Origin of the sequence: Anaerosporobacter mobilis DSM 15930 (genome assembly GCF_900142955.1) — a bacterium.
In the GTDB taxonomy this organism is placed as follows: domain Bacteria; phylum Bacillota; class Clostridia; order Lachnospirales; family Lachnospiraceae; genus Anaerosporobacter; species Anaerosporobacter mobilis.
Map to the genome: position 1 here is coordinate 224,148 of NZ_FRCP01000007.1, position 20,214 is coordinate 244,361.

15 protein-coding genes and 1 tRNA gene are annotated in these 20,214 nt (G+C 35.4%); 4 read left to right on the top strand and 12 right to left on the bottom strand.

Annotated features, from left to right (window positions below; genetic code table 11):
• Positions 1 to 3 precede the first annotated feature (3 nt).
• The 5 genes from pilM to BUB90_RS05960 all read right to left on the bottom strand — a co-directional run bounded on the left by pilM (position 4) and on the right by BUB90_RS05960 (position 6,559).
• The gene (gene pilM, locus BUB90_RS05940) at positions 4 to 2,112 is read right to left on the bottom strand and encodes a pilus assembly protein PilM (protein WP_073284520.1); all 2,109 of its coding nucleotides are present in this window, start codon (positions 2,110 to 2,112) and stop codon (positions 4 to 6) included.
• Between the two features lie 77 nt (positions 2,113 to 2,189).
• On the bottom strand, positions 2,190 to 2,798 hold the full coding sequence (gene coaE / locus BUB90_RS05945; RefSeq protein ID WP_073284523.1) for a dephospho-CoA kinase: 609 nt from the start codon (positions 2,796 to 2,798) through the stop codon (positions 2,190 to 2,192).
• Between the two features lie 95 nt (positions 2,799 to 2,893).
• Positions 2,894 to 5,581 carry a DNA polymerase I gene (polA, locus tag BUB90_RS05950; RefSeq protein ID WP_073284526.1) on the bottom strand — a complete coding sequence of 896 codons (2,688 nt, stop codon included), beginning with the start codon at positions 5,579 to 5,581 and terminating at the stop codon, positions 2,894 to 2,896.
• 78 nt (positions 5,582 to 5,659) lie between these two features.
• Positions 5,660 to 6,217, bottom strand: coding sequence for an anti-sigma factor family protein (locus BUB90_RS05955; protein ID WP_073284530.1), 558 nt, complete (start codon positions 6,215 to 6,217; stop codon positions 5,660 to 5,662).
• A gap of 259 nt (positions 6,218 to 6,476) precedes the next feature.
• A tRNA-Leu gene (locus BUB90_RS05960) sits at positions 6,477 to 6,559 on the bottom strand.
• 242 nt (positions 6,560 to 6,801) lie between these two features.
• Here BUB90_RS05960 and BUB90_RS05965 point away from each other — a divergent pair.
• The 3 genes from BUB90_RS05965 to BUB90_RS05975 are packed head-to-tail and all read left to right on the top strand — an operon-like array spanning position 6,802 to position 8,736.
• Positions 6,802 to 7,188, top strand: a complete 387-nt coding sequence (locus tag BUB90_RS05965; RefSeq protein ID WP_073284533.1) for a GntR family transcriptional regulator — start codon at positions 6,802 to 6,804, stop codon at positions 7,186 to 7,188.
• Positions 7,189 to 7,243: 55 nt separating this feature from the next.
• Positions 7,244 to 7,978, top strand: a complete 735-nt coding sequence (locus tag BUB90_RS05970) for an ABC transporter ATP-binding protein (RefSeq protein WP_073284537.1) — start codon at positions 7,244 to 7,246, stop codon at positions 7,976 to 7,978.
• Positions 7,960 to 8,736, top strand: a complete 777-nt coding sequence (locus BUB90_RS05975; RefSeq protein ID WP_073284541.1) for a hypothetical protein — start codon at positions 7,960 to 7,962, stop codon at positions 8,734 to 8,736. Before BUB90_RS05970 ends, BUB90_RS05975 begins: the two co-directional genes overlap by 19 nt.
• A gap of 169 nt (positions 8,737 to 8,905) precedes the next feature.
• On the opposite strand, the gene BUB90_RS05980 is transcribed toward BUB90_RS05975, so the two are convergent.
• Together BUB90_RS05980 and BUB90_RS05985 are read right to left on the bottom strand one after the other, a co-directional pair.
• Positions 8,906 to 9,790 (bottom strand): sigma-70 domain-containing protein, encoded by an 885-nt coding sequence (locus tag BUB90_RS05980; protein ID WP_073284544.1) that lies wholly within the window; start codon positions 9,788 to 9,790, stop codon positions 8,906 to 8,908.
• A gap of 83 nt (positions 9,791 to 9,873) precedes the next feature.
• Positions 9,874 to 10,029 carry a hypothetical protein gene (locus BUB90_RS05985; protein ID WP_084139122.1) on the bottom strand — a complete coding sequence of 52 codons (156 nt, stop codon included), beginning with the start codon at positions 10,027 to 10,029 and terminating at the stop codon, positions 9,874 to 9,876.
• A gap of 227 nt (positions 10,030 to 10,256) precedes the next feature.
• Between BUB90_RS05985 and BUB90_RS05990 the strand changes: the two genes are divergently transcribed.
• Positions 10,257 to 10,781: a peptidylprolyl isomerase gene (locus BUB90_RS05990; RefSeq protein ID WP_073284548.1), complete on the top strand. Its 525-nt coding sequence runs from the start codon at positions 10,257 to 10,259 to the stop codon at positions 10,779 to 10,781.
• A gap of 263 nt (positions 10,782 to 11,044) precedes the next feature.
• On the opposite strand, the gene BUB90_RS05995 is transcribed toward BUB90_RS05990, so the two are convergent.
• From BUB90_RS05995 to BUB90_RS06015, 5 genes are all read right to left on the bottom strand, one after another.
• A complete protein-coding gene (locus BUB90_RS05995; protein WP_073284551.1) occupies positions 11,045 to 12,715 on the bottom strand; it encodes a formate--tetrahydrofolate ligase in 1,671 nt (556 codons plus the stop codon).
• Positions 12,716 to 12,938: 223 nt separating this feature from the next.
• On the bottom strand, positions 12,939 to 13,190 hold the full coding sequence (locus BUB90_RS06000) for a hypothetical protein (protein ID WP_073284554.1): 252 nt from the start codon (positions 13,188 to 13,190) through the stop codon (positions 12,939 to 12,941).
• Positions 13,191 to 13,326: 136 nt separating this feature from the next.
• The gene (locus BUB90_RS06005) at positions 13,327 to 14,685 is read right to left on the bottom strand and encodes a DNA polymerase Y family protein (RefSeq protein ID WP_073284558.1); all 1,359 of its coding nucleotides are present in this window, start codon (positions 14,683 to 14,685) and stop codon (positions 13,327 to 13,329) included.
• 189 nt (positions 14,686 to 14,874) lie between these two features.
• A complete protein-coding gene (locus tag BUB90_RS06010) occupies positions 14,875 to 19,239 on the bottom strand; it encodes a S8 family serine peptidase (protein ID WP_073284561.1) in 4,365 nt (1,454 codons plus the stop codon).
• A 306-nt stretch (positions 19,240 to 19,545) separates the two neighbouring features.
• The gene (locus BUB90_RS06015) at positions 19,546 to 20,208 is read right to left on the bottom strand and encodes an SOS response-associated peptidase (protein ID WP_073284564.1); all 663 of its coding nucleotides are present in this window, start codon (positions 20,206 to 20,208) and stop codon (positions 19,546 to 19,548) included.
• Between the last annotated feature and the right edge of the window lie 6 nt (positions 20,209 to 20,214).

Consider the following 20,214-nt stretch of genomic DNA (forward strand, 5'->3'; position numbering starts at 1 on the left):
GACTTATTCCTCCCAATATATATCAATTACATCCTCATTCTCAATTGAACTTGAGAATTCCGCTGATTGTTGGTTTACCTTAAGAACTAACGATGTTCCTCTTGCTACCGTCATATCGAACTCATAATAGTCAAGTATGTCAACAAAAATATATTTGTCTTTTCCTTTTAGCGTTATTCTTTGTCCATTCACCAGTATATGGATCTCTTTGTTGGTTGTTTGGGTTGTGTTTGTATGATAACTAGTCTCTACTGCACCCATTGTTGTATTCTCACGATTAAATGATGTTTGTTCTACATTATCTTCAATCAAAGCAGTGTCTAGCGATTCTACATTGAGATCACGAAAACTCATCTCATTAATATTTCCATAGGCAATCGAAAAGTTCTCATAGACTTTATCATCAACGCTCGCATAGACGTTATTCACCTTAATATCTTCTTGATATGGTAAATCCATAAACTCTAATATTTGTCCTAAAGTATAGTAATTAAGAATCTCGATGCAATCCCCATGACAAATCGAATAATATTCTGACTTAAGATTTTGGTTAGCTACTACAAACTTCGGACATATAATTTTTTTATTATTAAACTGGAACTCTATAGTGCTTTGATATTCAGGTAATTGGCTAATAAAAATCTCAGCATCCTTTCCTGTTGTTGATTCTAATATCTCTATCTTATCATTCTGAACAATAGGAGTATTAATACCAGTTTCTTTACCATTAAGCTTAACAACAGCTGCCTCACCTAATTCACCACGAGTCATCCTCGTCTGACCATTTACTGTATATTGAATTGCCTTGCCCCTCCTTGGGAATAATTTCTCATTAGGAAAGCCAAACTGAATTGCTGCATCAACAATAGTAAGCTTGTTATTATCATATAATTTTATACGTTCTCCATTCACATTAACGAAGATAAAATTATTCTTCTGTTCATAATAATTAAGACAGATACCAATTGGAGTAACTAACAGCGGGTCCTTCTTAATCTTCTCTGGCAAGAAATGCACTTCTCTTAATACTTCTTCGCCTCTAAGTGCAACTCGCTCTTTTGATAGTTCTAAATTATGTGCTAGGGTTTCTACAAACCCAGGAATCTTTCCGCCACCGCCTACCACGAATACAGCACTAACTGTTTTTCCACCGTTTAGCTCTATAATCTTGTCTGCTATATTCTTCGTTATAAATGAAACGGTATCTTGTAACGCTTCTTTCACTTCTTCTATGGAAGTCTTATGAGATATTCCCATAATATCCTTATAGGTTACTGTCTTTTTCTTTAAACAAGCCAGTTTTATCTTCTCTGCTACTGAGAATTCTACCAAAAATTTTTGCATTATCGCTTCTGTAAGTTCATCACCTGCATATGGTATCATACCATATGCAATAATACTTCCATCTCTTGTAATTGATATATCTGATGTACCTGCACCAACATCAACTAACGCAATATTAAGCATTCTGAATTTCTCGGGTATTGCTATATTAATTGCTGCAATAGGCTCTAATGTCAAATTCGCTACTTGTAATCCTGCTTTCTCTACAGCACTATATAAACCATCAATAACTTCTTCTGGTAAAAATGTTGCTAATAGCTCAACACTAATCTTATTCGCTTTATGATCATCTAATTTCAGTATAGGATAATCATTCAGATAATAATGTACAGGTGTATATGCTACACAATAAAAATCGATATTCTCTTTCTGCATCTCTTCACGAATATTGTCATAAGCTTTCTCTACAGCCAATAAGTCTAACGAGTGGATGTGTACATCTGTTACATATGTTTCCGTCTGAAATTCATAATCTGCTCTTACAGTAATCGTCTTAAGTACACGACCTGCTGCCGCAATACATACATCAGTTAACGTCACATCAAGCTCTTTTTCTAACTCTTTTTTAATGAAAGCAATTGACTCTGATACCTTTCCAATGTCATGAATCTGACCATCTAACATTGCTCTAGTATCATGTTCTTTCACACATATAGCAGCTACTGTGAAGTTGTGATCATTCTCTCGATAGCCTACTGTACCTACAATGCTTCTTGTACCGATATCTAATCCGAATACCATATGTTTTGGATATCTTGTCTGTTCCATTGAATGTTGCCCCCAGAATCGTGCTTTTTAGTATCTTTTATATTTATATTATACTAATTATAGCATATTTATCTATGTTAAACTAGTAAAAATTGTATCTCTTTCTCCAAATCATACAATTCACCATTATTATACAATATTTTGTCACAATTGTCACTAAAATCCTTATCACTCATTTGATTTTTTAGAATTGCATCAATTTTTGCTTCTGAATAGCCGCGGATATTCATTAATCTTTGCTTACGCACTTCTTCATCTACCGCTACATACCACACAGTATCACATAAATCACGATATCCTGCCTCAATCAATATAGCGGTTTCTATAACAATATAAGGAACTTGTTGCTCTTTCGTTTTGTTTTCATTAGCAAGCTTTATCTCTTCAATTACATCAAGAACACTTTCCATTACTAAGGGATGAATAAAGGAGTTCAGTTTCTTTAGTTTTTCTTTATCTGCAAAAACAATCTCACTTAATTTCTTGCGATTAATTTCACCGTTTTCACTAAGGATTTCATTACCAAAGTAAGAAACAATCCGATGGTACCCCTCTTCCCCTTTTTCATATAACTTTTTCGCAATATCATCTGTAATAATAAGATGTGCTCCATATTTTTTTTCTAAGATGTCGGCTACAGTTGACTTACCGCTGCCGACACCACCCATTAATCCAATTATCTTCATAAACGAGTACGATTCCTTCCATATAGTAATCTGCACTTGCAAACTCATCATACATACATAGAATATAAATTGAGTCTACCAATTGCTTAAAAACGCTACTTCGCTTCGTACCAGTTGTTGCCTTGCTTAACTTCTACTTCAAGAGGTACATGAAGCGTTGCTGCTCCCTGCATCTCATCTTTCAGAATGTTTGCAACTTGTTCAATTTCATCTTTGTGTGTCTCGATTAATAATTCATCGTGGATTTGTAACAACAATCTAGATTTTAACTTCAGATCTTTCAGTTTCTGATTTGTACGAATCATAGCAATTTTAATAATATCTGCCGCTGTACCTTGAATTGGTGAATTCATAGCAACGCGTTCCCCAAAAGAACGTTGCATGAAATTACTTGAGCTTAATTCTGGTATTGGCCTTCTTCTATTAAACAAGGAAGTAACATAGCCATTTTTCTTACCTTCTTCAACAAGATTATCAAGGAATTCCTTGACCCTTGGATACGTTTCAAAATACTTCTTAATATATACATCTGCTTCCTTCTTCGTTATATTAAGATCTTGACCAAGACTAAATGAACTAATTCCATATACAATCCCAAAGTTAACAGCTTTTGCATTACTACGTTGTGCATTCGTCACCTCATTAAGTGGTGTATGGAATACTTGTGATGCAGTTATTTTATGAATATCTTGTTCCTGTTTGTAAGCTTCAATAAGTCTCTCGTCATCAGACATATGAGCAAGAACACGTAATTCGATTTGCGAATAATCCGCATCAAGGAATACATATCCATCTTCTGGTATGAAAACTTTACGGATCTGACGACCTAATTCCATACGTATTGGAATATTCTGAAGGTTTGGTTCTGTACTACTAATACGTCCTGTCGCCGTAATTGTTTGATTGAATTTACCATGGATACGATTATCCTCAGCAATATATGTTGCCAAACCATCTGCATACGTAGATTTTAATTTAGTTAATTGACGATATTCTAAGATTTCATCGATAACTGGGTCTTCGCTACGTAACTTCTCTAATACATCTGCCGATGTGGAATAGCCCGTCTTCGTCTTCTTAGCAAACGGCATGTGTAATTTTTCGAATAAGATGATTCCTAATTGCTTTGGCGAGTTAATATTAAACTCTTCCCCTGCATGTTCATAAATCTTTTTCTCTAATTCTTTAATACGAACCTCTAACTGATCTCCATATTCCTTCAACGCTTCTTTATTAACGCGAATCCCTCTACATTCCATATCATATAGAGTATAGATGAGTGGCATCTCAATATCCACAAACAATTCCAAAGAATTTGCCTCATACAACTGTGTACTTAACTTCTCTAAAGCAAGATAGGCAATGTAACTATGATAACATATAAAATTCTTATATACCTCTTTTTGGTTTTCAAAGACTTCTTTTTCCTTCGTCTTACCAAACAATTCTTCCCTTGAAGGAACCGTTATCTCTAGATAATCTCTTGCAATATCATCATAATGATAGGTGTCTTTTAGCGGGTTCATTACATAGGAAGCAAGCCCCATATCATAGATTTTACTGGTGCTCGTTGCTTGGATATATGGAAGCATTTCCTTTAGCGATACAGCCGATAGCATAATATTCTCTTCTATTATTGTATTTACTTGCTCAAGTATATATTCCACTGATACCACTTCATTAGCTGATAGATAATAACACGTATCCTCGGAATAGGTTACCGCTACCCCTACTATAGTACCTTCCAAACAAGCAAACATAAGACCTACTCGGTCTGTACTAATTCCATCCGTAACGAGTTCTTTTAGGTCCCTAGCTTCTTTTAACGCTAGTATCGATTGGAAAATCTTCTCCGCTTCTTCTTTGGAAGTAACTTCTATGAATTTTTCTTCCAGCTTATCGTTACGACTCACGTCTCCTTCAAACTTATTATAAAGGCTTTTGAATTCGAAACGTTTGAATAACGCAAATGCTTCTGGTGTGAAAAGGGAAGGCATCTTCGCTTCTTCTAAGGTATATTCAAGTTCACAATCTACTTTAATTGTTGCAAGATCTTTACTTAACACTGCCAAGTCGTAATGTTCACGTAAGGATTCTCGCGCTTTATTCGGCATAACTTCATCAATATGAGCATAGGCATTCTCTACCGTCTCAAATGCTGAAAGAATCTTAGCTGCTGTCTTTTCTCCAATACCAGGAACACCTGGTATATTATCCGATGCATCACCCATTAACCCTTTCAAATCAATAATCTGCGCAGGTGTAACTTGGTACTTCTCAACTACTTCCGCAGTATTGTAATTCTCGATCTCCGTTCCGCCCCGCTTTGTTTTCGGAATACGTATTAATATCGTATCGGATGCAAGCTGTAATAAATCTCGATCTCCAGAAACTAAAGAAACTTTCATTCCTTGTTCACTACATCTCGTAGCAATCGTTCCTAGAATATCATCGGCCTCATAACCGGCTTTCTCAACAGTACGAATTCCCATAGCATGTAACACCTCTTTTAATAGCGGTATCTGCTCACGTAATTCATCTGGCATTCCTTTTCTAGTACCTTTATATTCTGGATATTTGATATGGCGGAACGTTGGATGCTTCATATCAAACGCAACTGTTAGATACCCTGCTTGTTCTTCTTCTAATATTTTTAACATGATGTTAATAAATCCATAAATCGCATTTGTATGAATGCCTTCTGAATTAGTTAAATCTGGAACTCCATAAAAAGCACGATTTATAATACTATTTCCATCTATCAATACAATTTTATCACTCATTTTGTTAATTCCTTTCCACGTCCAACTCTTATAATCTATATTAATCTGACATCTACATATTAATATGCTACATCGATTTTATTTTAAATCTTCCTTTATACCGCTATTATTATTGATTGGCTTACCAGTAATACCGCTTTTAATATCAATGATATTATTTGCTTGGCGTTCTAAAATATATTCCATCATCTCTTCATAATGCTTCTCAATTTCTTTATTCAACATAGTCTGTTTGTCCAAAAAATAATAATACTCCATAAAATACGTACTTTCTTCTAGATTTTCATCTGGAGCCTCTAGCTCGGTTACTGCACTTGGATTTATATTCAACATAATACAAAACACACAACAAATAATTACATAAATCATTCTCTTACGTACATAATTGAGTCTTGCTCTACGTATTCTCTCCTCCGACTTACGTAATGATTTTTCAAAATCAATGTGCAAATTACCTGATAAATTCTTATCTTCATCAAGTTGTTTCATACCAGTTAGGAGCGTAAAATAAACTTCTAATTCTTCTTTGCAATCCGAACAATATTCGATATGCTCTAAAAATTCTTCTAATTGATCGACATCTAATTTGTCATTAATGTATGGCATAATTAGATCTTGTGCTTCTTTGCAAGTCATATTATTAAACATACTCCTTTCCAAAGTCCTTATTATCTTAGTTACCTAAATAATAATTTCCAAATGCCAATGATACCATTCTGATAATTGGCTTTACCTATATAATAACACGAACACTACTTTTTAAAAAGGAATTATTTCATTAAATTCATACATCACAAATAATTACCTTATAGTATTCTCTCTCTAGTACGAAAAATCCGCATTAAAATATTTGTTTAACAAATACTCTAATGCGGAACTTAATCATCTCATTATATGCCGGCAGTGGGACTTGAACCCACACGGCGTTGCCACCAACAGATTTTGAGTCTGCCTCGTCTGCCATTCCGACATGCCGGCTTTTTATTCACACTCATAATTATGTATGAATATTTGATAACAATATTCCAAAGCTGCTATCAACAAATTTATGATACCATATTAAAAAGAAAAATGCAAGTGAATTTTTCAAAATTTTCATGCAATACCGAAAATTCAACCATATTAAACTTAACACTTGACAATATTTACTATCAATTGTATTATTGTATTAACCACTTAATACAGTGATACAATCCAATTAATAAAGGAGGCGATACATTTTGAGTTTTGAACTAAACAGTGAAAAACCAGTATATCTGCAAATCATGGAACAAATCGAACGGGACATTCTCTCTGGCAAATACAAACCCGGGGACAAATTTCCTTCCGTACGCGAACTTGCTGCTCATGCAATGGTAAATCCAAATACGATGCAAAAAGCACTTGCAGAACTAGAAAGAAATGGGCTCGTCTATTCACAAAGAACAAGCGGGCGTTTTATAACTGATAATAAGGAGTTGTTAGAAACTATGAAACGAGAAATTGCCAAAAAAGAGGTACAGGATTTTATTACACACATGAAGACTCTTGGTTTCACTGACCAGGAAATTCAGAGATTTGTTGCAGCAGAAACAGCACAATCTTCAGATCACATAGCCAAACTGTGAAACAACGAAACTCTAAACGATAGCAATTAGAACCCATTTAGAAAGGACGAAATCTATGAAACCATATAATACAGATTCATCAGATATCATATTGACCTGCGACTCTGTCTGCAAGTCTTTTCAAAACATTCATGCTCTATCGAATGTTACGCTAACGCTTAATCGTGGTAAAATCATCGGTTTATTAGGTGCAAATGGAAGTGGGAAATCTACCCTTCTCAAGTTGATTAACGGCTTACTTGTACCAGACAAAGGAGAAATCATGATAGGCGGTCACACACCTGGCGTAGAAACTAAAAAAATAGTATCCTATCTTCCTGATGCAACGTATCTTAGTAGCTATATGACCGCCGAGCAAATTATAGATTTCTTTGCTGATTTTTATAGCGATTTTGATAGCAAGAAGGCTTTTGAGATGCTAAAACTACTTAATCTAAAACCTGAGATGAAGATGAAATCAATGTCAAAAGGTATGAAAGAAAAATTACAACTCCTTCTAGTCATGAGCCGTAACGCCATGCTCTATTGTCTCGACGAACCTATCGGCGGAGTTGACCCTGCTACAAGAGACTATATTCTAAGCACAATAATAACAAACTACTCAGAGGATGCTACTGTACTAATCTCTACTCATCTGATAACCGAAATTGAAATGATTTTAGACGAAGCTATCTTTTTAAACAACGGAACGGTAATGCTTCACGAAAGCGCAGATAGCATTCGCAACGACAATCATATGACAATTGATTCTTATTTTAGGGAGGTGTTTCGATGTATACCAAATTATTAAAACATGAATGCAAAGCTAACTTACGCTACTTGATTCCATTATACATCATATTATTCTTCACTACAATCACGGTAATAGGTCTTAGCTATATAACATTTATTACTGATAAGTTACCATTCATAACAAATTTATTCTTTTTCGGATATATCCTAAGTTTGATTTTGTTGTCTGCTTTTACAATCGTCCTAGTAATCTACCGTTTTTACAAGAACTTTATGACTGGAGAAGGTTATCTAATGTTTACCTTACCAGCAAGTACACATGCGCTAATACTATCAAAACTAACTACTGCTATGCTTAGCATAATTGTTACTTTTTTCTTGGTATTCGCTAGCATCTTCCTTGTAGGTAATACCGTTTCTCGCTCAGTTCATTTAGATATACCAATGCAATCTTTCTCCTTATCAAACTATGTAGATCATCTTGGTATAGGGAATATATTCTATTTAATTATCTTAGTGATTTTAGCGATAGCATTACAGACCTTATTCTACTATTTATGCATATCAATTGGCCAGATGATTACCCAAAACAAACTAATAGGCTCCCTAATTGCATATATTGCACTCAGTACGATATTACAAGTTGTTGCTTTAATTGCAATTGTGCCGATAGGAATACTTGTGAAGGATCCTAATAATATACTTTCATACATTCACATCCTTTTACCTATTATGATACTTGGTTCTATATTCATTACAGTAATCTTCTATTTAGGTATTCATTATATTCTAAAAAAGAAATTAAATCTTGAATAGTATCAAAAAAAGACTTATATGGACCATACTTGAATATGCCCACATAAGTCTTTTCTCTATATTCTTCTTTAATATTCTCAATATTCTTCTTTTTATAGTTCTTCTTTATTATAGTTCTTCTTTATTATAGTTCTTCTTCATTATAGCTCTTTTTACTATTGTCCTTTAATTATTTTTCTTCCTCATCATTTGAAACAGATAACGCATCTTTTGCTAACTCCATAATATCTGCTATCTCTGATTTTTCTAATTTAGTGAACTCCACTAATTCATCTAGTGTTGCTTCTCTACCAAACTCTTCTGCTAAATCTTTCACACAACTACTAATGAAATTAATCTTCTCAACAATACGATTTTCCAAGATCTTATCATCTTGTTGTTCGTGAATTACGAATTCCATACTTTCGCGAATTCGGTTTACTATATATTCCAGCGTATCAGGAATAGATTCTGTTGGCACACGATTAGCTCCAGTGCAGATTTCTTCTAAAGCAGTCATTAATCCAATATTACCTTCCTGGATTAAATCACCAACAAAAAGCCCTTTCCCCCTATAACTCCTTGCAATATCTACCACTTCTCGAAGATGAAGCTCAAGAAGTCTTTCCTTAGCAGAACGATTTCCTTTTCGTAATGAATTGATAAGCATATTCATTTCACCATCAACCTTAGGACATATGGCTTCTAGATCCTCTAGATACATCTTTATATAGGAAGCCTCTTCCTTCTCGAATCGTTCTTCTCTCTCTTTTAATTCATGTAATGCCTTCTTACTTTCTTCGTCTAGATATTCTTGTTCATTATCGCTCTCAGTGGCATTATCTATTGAAGTTATATTAACATCTTCATCATTAGCTTTAATATTACGAATATATCCTTGAATTCTAATCTGATTTGCAGCAAGATATTCATATACATGTCCCATCTGTTCGGCAGTAAATGCAGAGTCATCAAGCAACTCCTTAATCTCGTCCATCGTAATTATATTATCTTGCGCTTTAGCTAAATCAACTATGGCAGCTAACATAGCTAAGAAATTCTCTTTATCTTGCATCCTTTTATTACTCCTCTATATTATTATGAAAAGTCTATCCCTATTTAGAGCTATATCCTTCATAGTCATAAACTTTTAATCACTTATTCTAACCGTAACTCCACCAATTTCCTTATTTGCTCTATTTTATTCTTGATTATCTTTTTATTAATTTTCTCTTCAAGATTTATTCCAAGCATTTCGCTTAGACCTAATAAGTGAATTGCAATATCAGCTAATTCTTCCTTCAAAGCCTCCATATGTTTTCTATAAGCTTCAAATACTTACACCATAAAGAAGGCAAAATGGTATGCTAACATTATTGTATCAAAGAAACGACTTTTTGGCTATATCTTTTAATTTCCTGATTATCTTACATTTTCTTTGACAACAGTTATTTTTTCTATTATCATATACATAGCATTGCCAAATATGTAAATAATGTATATGGCAGTTATCTATCAATCACAAGAAAGAAGGAACAAAAATGGCAGAAAAAAATCCTATTGTAACATTTGAATTAGAAACTGGTGGAATTATCAAAGTAGAACTGTATCCTGAAATCGCACCAAACACAGTAAACAATTTTATCTCTTTAGTAAATAAAGGTTACTATAACGGTTTAATCTTCCACCGTGTAATTAAAGGTTTCATGATCCAAGGTGGTTGTCCTGACGGAACTGGTATGGGTGGCCCAGGTTACTCAATCAAAGGTGAGTTCGCATCGAACGGATTTGACAATAACTTAAATCATACAGAAGGCGTTATCTCTATGGCTCGCTCACAGATGCCAAACTCAGCAGGTTCACAATTTTTCATTATGCACAAAAACTCACCTCACCTAGATGGCGCTTATGCTGCTTTCGGTAAAGTAATTGAAGGTATGGATGTAGTAAATGAAATCGCTGATACTCAAACAGATTATTCTGATAGACCAACTCATGATCAAGTTATGAAATCAGTAACAGTTGATACATTCGGTGTTGATTATCCAGAACCAGAAAAATACTAATATTATTTAAGCATAGAATTAAAGAATGTTTTATGTAATAGCAGGTAATTACTATTACATAGCAATCCCCTCATATAGAGAGTTTTATCTCAACATGAGGGGATTTTACTATATTTATCATTATAAGATACTTTGTTTTCTATATAAACTTAACTTCTATAAAACATGTTTTCTACAAAAACTCATCTTCTATAAAAACTGTCTTTTATAAAAACATGCTTTCTATAAAAGTTTGTTACAATTAAATATCTAATCAATACCGCTTAGAATAATCCAGTAATTACTCCATCTTCATTCACATCGATACCTTCCGCTGCTGGTTTCTTAGGTAAACCAGGCATAGTCATTACTGTACCAGTAATTGCTACTACAAATCCTGCTCCTGCAGATACATATACTTCACGTATATGTATAGGGAAGTTAGTTGGTCTTCCTAATAAAGTAGGATCATCAGATAATGAGTATTGATTCTTTGCCATACAAACTGGCATAGTAGCAAAACCAAGATTTTCAATCTTCTCAATTGCTTTTGAAGCTTGTCCATCATATGTTACTTCTGATGCCCCATAAATCTTCTTAGCTATTGTCTCGATCTTCTCTTTAATTGATAAGTTGTCTTCATAAAGTACTTTGAAGTTACTTGGTTTTTCTTCAATTGTCTTAATTACTTTCTGTGCAAGGTCAATGCCACCTTCTCCACCTTTTTCCCATACTTCGGATAAAGAAAATTCACAACCACGTGATTCACAGAATTCTCTCACAAAATCAAGTTCTGCATCTGTATCTGTCATGAAACGATTCAACGTAACAACAACCGGCACCCCGTAGTTTTGTAGATTTTCAATATGTTTTTCAAGATTCACAATACCAACCTTTAGGGCATCAAGATTTTCTGCTGACAGATCTGTTTTCGCTACTCCACCGTTATATTTCAATGCTCTTACTGTTGCTACAAGAACAACTGCATTTGGTTTCAATCCCGCCATACGACACTTGATATCAAAGAATTTTTCCGCACCAAGATCAGCACCAAATCCAGCCTCTGTAATTACATAATCTGCAAGTTTAAGAGCTGTCTTTGTTGCTCTTACACTGTTACAACCATGTGCAATGTTCGCAAACGGTCCACCATGTATAATCGCTGGTGTATGTTCTAATGTTTGAATTAAGTTTGGCTTTAAAGCATCTTTTAATAATGCTGCCATAGACCCGACTGCATTCAATTCTTTCGCCGTTACTGGTGCACCCTCATAATTATATGCTACAATAATTCTACCAAGTCTTTCTTTTAAGTCCTTCATATCAGCAGCGAGACAGAGGATTGCCATAATCTCTGATGCAACTGTAATAATAAAATGGTCTTCTCTTACAGTACCATCAACCTTACGTCCAAGACCAACCACGATGTTACGAAGTACACGATCATTCATATCAAGACATCGCTTCCATACGATTTGATTTGGATCAATATTCAATATATTACCTTGTTGGATATGGTTATCTAGCATAGCTGCTAATAGATTATTAGCAGATGTGATTGCATGAAAATCACCAGTAAAATGCAAATTCAAATCTTCCATTGGTACAACCTGTGCATATCCACCACCTGCTGCACCCCCTTTAATACCAAAACATGGTCCTAATGAAGGTTCTCGAAGTGCGATAACCGCCTTCTTATTCAATTTTCCAAACGCTTCTCCTAACCCTACAGAAGTTGTTGTTTTACCTTCTCCTGCTGGTGTTGGATTAATAGCAGTAACTAAAATCAATTTACCATCTGGTCTATCTTTTACTTCTTCCCATAACTCCTCTGTGAATTTGGCCTTATATTTACCATAGAATTCTAGGTCATCTTCACCAATTTCAAGTCTCTTTGCTATCTCTTTAATGTGTTCCATTTGTGCTTCTTGTGCAATCTGAATATCTGTTTTCATTAATTAGAGCCTCCATCTTATTATCTCCTAGTAACCTTTGCAGGCCACTCTACTTGGCACTGCAAAACCAATAAGTTTCTCCTGCCATTATTGAAAACACTCTATAAACCATATTCATTATAACAAAGGGTATCTCATTTTTCAACTTATTACGGTATTATCAAATCTTATCGTTTTGTTAACCCATACTTATACAACAGAATCAAGTACAATAAAACCAAAACTAATGTACAAGCATCCACTTATGGGTATCAATGTGGTATCGTAATTTAATTGTCTGTATCACTTCTCCCATGGGTACGCTACAGCAAAACAACAGCATGTTCATACCAGCATATCTTTCTTCTTTCACCTGTTCAATCTGTGCAATCTTATACGTCTGCAATCCATGTTGGCAGTCTTCTAATCTTATATAATTCGGTTTAATTTTTCCAACTGTATTAAAAGTTGCTATTACATCAACTGGAACATTCATTTCTCTACCTCATTATAAATTTCTTATTAGGTAACTCAAACTTCGCACTTGAAGATTTCAAGGAGTAGCTGACCGTTATAGTAGGCGATAAACCCACTCTAAATGAAGTTTTATGGGCGAAGTTTGAGTTAGTTAATTATAACTTCAATCCCTTTGCGGGATCAAAAGGCTTTCCCTTTTCTTTTTGCTTTGGTAGTGTAATACTTGATGAGCCTCCTGACATATGATCCAATTTACTATTCACAAAGTTAGCACGTTTAATGGAATCCATACCATATCTTAAACGAATCTGATCTATCGTTTGATCTAGTTTTTCTAACTTCTCTCTCTTAAGTAATGCATTCGGTTTCTCTGTTATTCGATAATCAACTGTCTCTTTCACTTGATCCGTTTCGTTCTTAAGTCCTAATTCAAATAAATTTAATTGTCTTGATGCTCCCTGTTCTTCAATTCGACTTGTATGAACGCCAAAGTTGCGAAGCGGTTCCCCATTCCATAATTCACCAAACAACTGGCAAGCAGCTGCATGTATCTCATTCGTTAAATTGGTTGGTTCTAACAATGTCATCTGGTGAGAAACATGATGGAATTCACAATCTACAATACTTACAGCTATCACTCGTATATAGACATGATCTTTTCTTAATCTGGCTCCTACCATTTCACTAAGCGATAGCAAAATCGTTAGTGCTGTATCTCGGTCTGTTACATCAAATGGTACTGTTGTACTGTTTCCGTATCCTTTATTCGCAATTGTCTCTGTTAATACAACACTATCGTCAACTCCGTTCGCAAAGTTATGGATTATCTCTCCATGTTTCTTTAGATGTGCTTTTAGTATATTACTATCTGCTTTTGCTAAATCACCAATCGACTTAATTCCCATCGCAAATAATTTCTTCGAGGTAGCTCTTCCTACAAAGAATAGTTCCGAAACAGGAAGTAGCCACATCTTCTTCTCGATTTCGTCTGGAAACAACGTATGCACTAAATTAGGCTTCTTAAAGTCAGAAGCCATCTTAGCAAGCAATTTGTTACTAGATACACCAATATTCACTGTAAAACCGAATTCTCTATAGATACGGTCTTTAATTGCATTGGCCACTACTACTGGTGACCCATGTAAAGAAAGTGTTCCACTCATATCCATATACGCTTCATCTATACTATATTGTTCTACACAGGGTGTATACTCTCGTAACAACTGAATAAACAATTCTGAACATTGTTTATACAAGTCATGTTGAGGCGGAACAATCGTAAGATTGGGACACTTTTTTCTCGCTTCTGCTAAAGACTCTCCTGTCTGTATCCCATACTTCTTAGCAGGAATTGATTTTGCCAGCACAATTCCGTGCCTCTTCTTTTCATCACCGCCAACTACAGACGCAATTTCTCTTAAATCCGTTTCCTCACCTAGAATTTTCAATCGATATACCGCTTCCCAACTCAAAAAAGCAGAATTCACATCAATATGAAAAATTACTCTATCCATTCTTACTCCACCTCTTATTTGCATTATATCAGAACATTTGTTCGGCGTAAATAGCAATTATTTCACAAACTACATAATATTGATTATTCAGCAGAATACTCGATACACTGTAAAAGACGAATCTTTCTACTATACATAAGCAAAGAAGGCTACTGCTTTCATACAGTAGCCTTCTTTAATACGATTAACTTACTTAACAGTAACCTTCATCTTAACGACCTTTTGCTTTCCATTATACAAAGAAATTATAGCTGTTATTGTTGTTGTTCCTTTTTTCTTTGCTGTAATTTTACCACTCTTATTAACGGTTGCAACATTCTTATTCGATGTTTTGTAAGAGATTGTTACTGCACCAACACCTTCTGAAGTCGTTTTATCAGTAAGTTTTGTTACAGCTTGTAAACAGGAAGGAAGATCAACAGCAACTGTAGTTGATGTACCTTTATTTACGGTCTTACTCTTTACTTTTACTGCTATCTGGCTCTGTAGAGAAGTTATTTGTTTTGAATCTGCCTTTGTTGTAAGTATTACATATTTTCCGCCATCTAATACAGGGAATGTTACGATACCATCACTATCAACATATTGTGAATAGCCACCCACGATGGTTTCTAGCTTACCTGTTTTTTCGTTTACACGATAGATATATACACGACTACCTTTGTTTACACCTTCTACACGAGCGAACGAGACAGATAATTTACCTTCTGCAACAAGCGCTTGTTTTTGGCCTAAATCTACATAGATGCCATACACACTTGCATCACCAAATAGTTTACTAATCGTAGGATCCGCTTGTTTCGCTTCTGTTACAGTTGTAGATTGAATATTCAAGATAATATCATCATATAAGCCGGATACATTCTTTACATCTGATGCTTTAAACGTCCAGGTTCCCACAACCTTACCATCTACAGCCTTGATCACAATAGTTAAATCCTTATTGGCTGTAGCAATAGCATCTAACGTTTCCTTTGTCAACTTAATTATATTACTAGTATCTTTTTGTGTGACAACTACAGTGATTTCAGTAACATCCTTATTCTCAATTGTCTCCTTTAAATCAGCAGGTTTAATCTCTGTGACTTCAGATTCGGTATTAATTTCGATTGTATTATTATCTAAGTCATAGTCTGGTTTTGGATCTGGAACTCCTGGAGTTGTTCCACCTCCTTCTGAACCACCACTACTAGAACCAATTATTGTACCTGCTTGCGTACAGGTAAATGCTTTTTCATTACCCGCATAATCACAAAGACGAATAACGAAATTATCTTTCGTTGCCGCTACGTAATCAGTTAGTTCTAATTTCATTGCTGTGGTTGCTGCTTTCGTAGGCTCATTTACCAATTCTCCCACTGTATAAGATTCTCCAGCCGCCTGATCGGTTACTGTGATAGCGTTACCTGTTAAATCATACAAACCTGCAAACGCTACATATTGATTATCCGTTACATCAAATGTTGCATATACCTTATTAGCTTCCTTTACAATCTTAAGATTCTTAAGTGTTGGATTCTCAATATCAATTGTAATAGGGAAACTGATACTATTCTTTACGTTTCGTTCTGAGCCTTCGTAATCCAGTGTACCTGATACCGAGTAGGTATATACATCATTGTTTTTAATCGTTCCTGGTGTCCATTCCAGCTTATCAAAGGACGGATTCATCGCTGATATTGCACTATAATAGGTAGTCTTTGTTTCGAATTCCCAACCATTTTCATATACTACTTTTTGACTGGAATCTGTTACTCTACTTGTAATTGTACGTGCATTTCTTAACAAGCTAAACTGTGTACCATACAAATCATCGTTATAGCCATCCCCATTTGGTGAAATCGCAATCTTGTTTGGATCAAGCTGTAACATGTAATTCCTATAATAATTCGGATACGAGTATACACTATATCCATTGCCTAATAAGTAATACGCCATATCATCATAAGGATTTACTCCCAATAAATGTGAACCTTCATCTGCCAAAAGGTAGCCAACTGCTTGTTGATATAATTGATTATCACCTGTACCATACCAATAGTTATCATATATAGTTGAGTTGTCCATGATAGGTGCCTTTGCCCAATCCCCATAGAATCCCATGAATGGAAGAGATAATGCCTTGTTTCCTTCCTCTGATGTTAAGAAGATAAATCCATCAACAAATTCACCATTCTCAAAAGTGTCGTCGATATAAGATTTAGCACCATCTAATAAGGTAATATTGACACGTACTGTAGCACTTCCTCCCGCAGGTACTGTAACAGTATCACTAACTACTCCGTCAACTTTATACTCAATTGCTACCATATTAGAGATATCCTGTGATTGTTCTAGAATATAACCATCTTCATCTGCCGTCTCCGTTAATGTTACAGCATCGAGTTTATATGTAATAGCTGCACCTGTTGCGGATTGAACGACAAAATCTGCTTCATATTCACCTGTTACGCTATCCTTAATATCTAATTTGGGTCTATAATTAATTGTTTGGTCGTCTACATATAGATACGCAGGTGTTGTTACTGCATTGCCTACATTAACAAGTCCACTTCCTTGCTTACGAGGAGAATAATATACGCCATTCTCATCCGTTAATGGCATTGCCGTACTCATTAGTAATTGATTGGCTAATTCTGCACTTCCACCCCTTACCGCGTCTAAGGATTCTTTCGTTATGTACTGTTTCACCAAGGCAAACGTTCCAGCTATGTGAGGTGCTGCCATAGACGTACCAGACATAGAACCATAGGAATTATGGAATGGCAAGGAAGAATAAATATTCTCACCAGGTGCCGTAATCTCTGGTTTTAACTTAAGGTCTGGCGTTACTCCTGGAGAAGAAAAATCAGACATTTTCTTCGCATCACTTGATACAAAATGTTCCACATTACTAAATATAGTTATTCTCTTATCCGCTGCCTTATTAAGTTCAGCCCCCTGTACCTTCGTTACAGATACAGCTGGGATTGTATAATCTTCAATAGCCATGTTGATTGTTCCATCTGTATTATTCGCAACGACTACTGCAATTGCTCCACCGCTTGCTGCATTCACTACCTTCTCATTGAAAGAAATGCTACCACGATTTACAACCGCGATTTTACCTGCTACATCAACGCCTTGATAGTCCTCTACATCTCCTACATTAGGAACCACCACATAATCATACACAGTTCCCTTTCCATCTACAGCAGTATCAAGCCCTGTTAACGCAGGTTGACTTCCAACGGCTGTCTCAGAATAACCAAATACTTGCTCTGATAACTTGAAGTAATGGGAATAATAATGTGTGTTAATGCAACTTGCAACAGACGTCGATGCAGTATAGGTAGATGGCGATCCTACAACTGAAGTATCTGGGTTGCTTGTGAAAGCACCACCTGCCTCATTATTGTATGTTGCACTATAATTATTACCTGCTGATACTGCTAGGTTAATACCAGCTGCAACAATACGATCGTATACTTCTTGTACACCTTCTTCTTCTCCTATAGAATATCCACTAGCAGAACCAAGACTCATATTAATTGTATCAACATGTAGCTTAACAGCATCTTCTAAGCCTGCAAGTATATCCTCCGTACTTGCTCCTTTTCCCACATCACTGAACACTTTCATAATCACTAGCTGGGCTTGCGGAGCAACACCTTGAATTGTAGTACTATTTCCTGCTACTGTGCCTGCTACATGGGTTCCATGATCGTTACTATACACCTCAACTGCCTCTACCGATGGCGTAACCTCATTGTCTTTGTCTGCATAATCATACGCGAATGGAACTTTTGCACTGATGTATTGGCCATCCGCTACATCTTTCGTTGCTTTTGCCTGAGAAACTACATCTTCTGTAATCTTTGCACTTGATAGACCCTCAGCAGTTAATCCTTCTTCTGCGAATGCCTCATGTGCTGTATCCAAGCCTGTATCTAGAATAGCCACTACCATACCTTCTCCGTTATAATCCAGAGCATGTGCAACTTCTGATTCAATCATTCCATTACTTGTGGTCATATCTGGTTCTAATTCATAGGTTCTCGTAACATATGCGGCTTTAACTCCTGGCATTTTGTTTATTTCTTTAAGCTGTCCATATTTTACTTTTATTGCAAATCCATTCATAACCGTTGTGTAATGATACAACACCTCACTTGATGTAGTGCGCGCCTTATTCATACTCTTAATACTTGACGCAAATTGATTCTGTGTTTGAATCATCTCTTCGTTAGTTAATAGCGCTTCATCAGATTCAAGATATGAGCTTACATCTGTGCTATAACTTCTTGCTTGATATGTACTGTTACCATTATCATATCGATCTAATAATGAATGATCGTCTAGCTCAACGATAATCGTAACGTCTTCATCTTTTTGATAGAGGCTATCCTCTACAATATTGTTTGATAATGCCTGTTTCTCTTTTGTACCACTTGAAACTGCAAGTTCACTCTTAGCATAGTTAGGATCTAATGCCGCATGTAAGTATTGTGGCGGAACAATACTAGTGAACGTAAGTGTTGTTGCTATAGCAACTGCCAACCATCTTTTACGCATTCTATTCCCTCTCTCCTATTATAGTTTTGTAGTTAATTGCATAGTACATAGTACAACTTGTACCTTTTATTACATATGCTTGTTTCACAATATACATGCATTAATATTGTAATTTATTCCACCTTCATCAAAGCACTGTTTTGCCGTATTAAAGTAACGGAATACAAAAATGCTTGATCTGTTTCCTTATTATGGGTTTCACAGTATCAAGCATCTTTACTTGTAAACTTTATACAATTAACTACAAATATTCTAGTGTTTATTCCTCCAAATGTCAAGTATAATACCACTTATTTGTATTAACTATTAAAACGGAAGTTTTTGTTGATAATACATGGCGTTAGGATGTAGAAGAGCTGGCACACGATGAAGCAATTTATTGGTTTCATTATTATTACAAATCCACTCAGGCACCGTCTCCTCATCAAGAATTAATGGCATTCGGTCATGTATGTCTTTCATGGAAGCGTTGGCTGCCGTTGTTAGAATAACAAATCTACTCTCTTCTTTTTCAAAACGATATAAGCCAGCCATATACATACATCGCTTTTCTGGAATCGTAAAATAGATCTTGTTCTTATCCGAATCCCATTCGTAAAATCCTGCTGCTGGTATAACACACCTACGACTTATCAGACTCTCACGAAAGGTTTTCTTCTCGAATGCAGTTTCTGCTCTTGCATTAATCAATACACCTTTCCCAGTTGGCGCTGTAAATCCCCATTTGGACATAGTTAGCTCAATCTTCCTATCACCAACTAAGATAGGAACATTATTAGTTGGAAAGATTTCACCACGTACTTCTAATGCCCTTTTTATCATATCATTTCTGGATTTTACAACTTCTTCGCTTACATAATTCTTATCTACTTTTCCTTCTTTTCCTCTATCAAACCTAGCATCTAGATGTTCTAGTAATTTTCGTATCTCTTTTGCTGTATCATCATCTACATAATATCTACCGCACATAGCTTA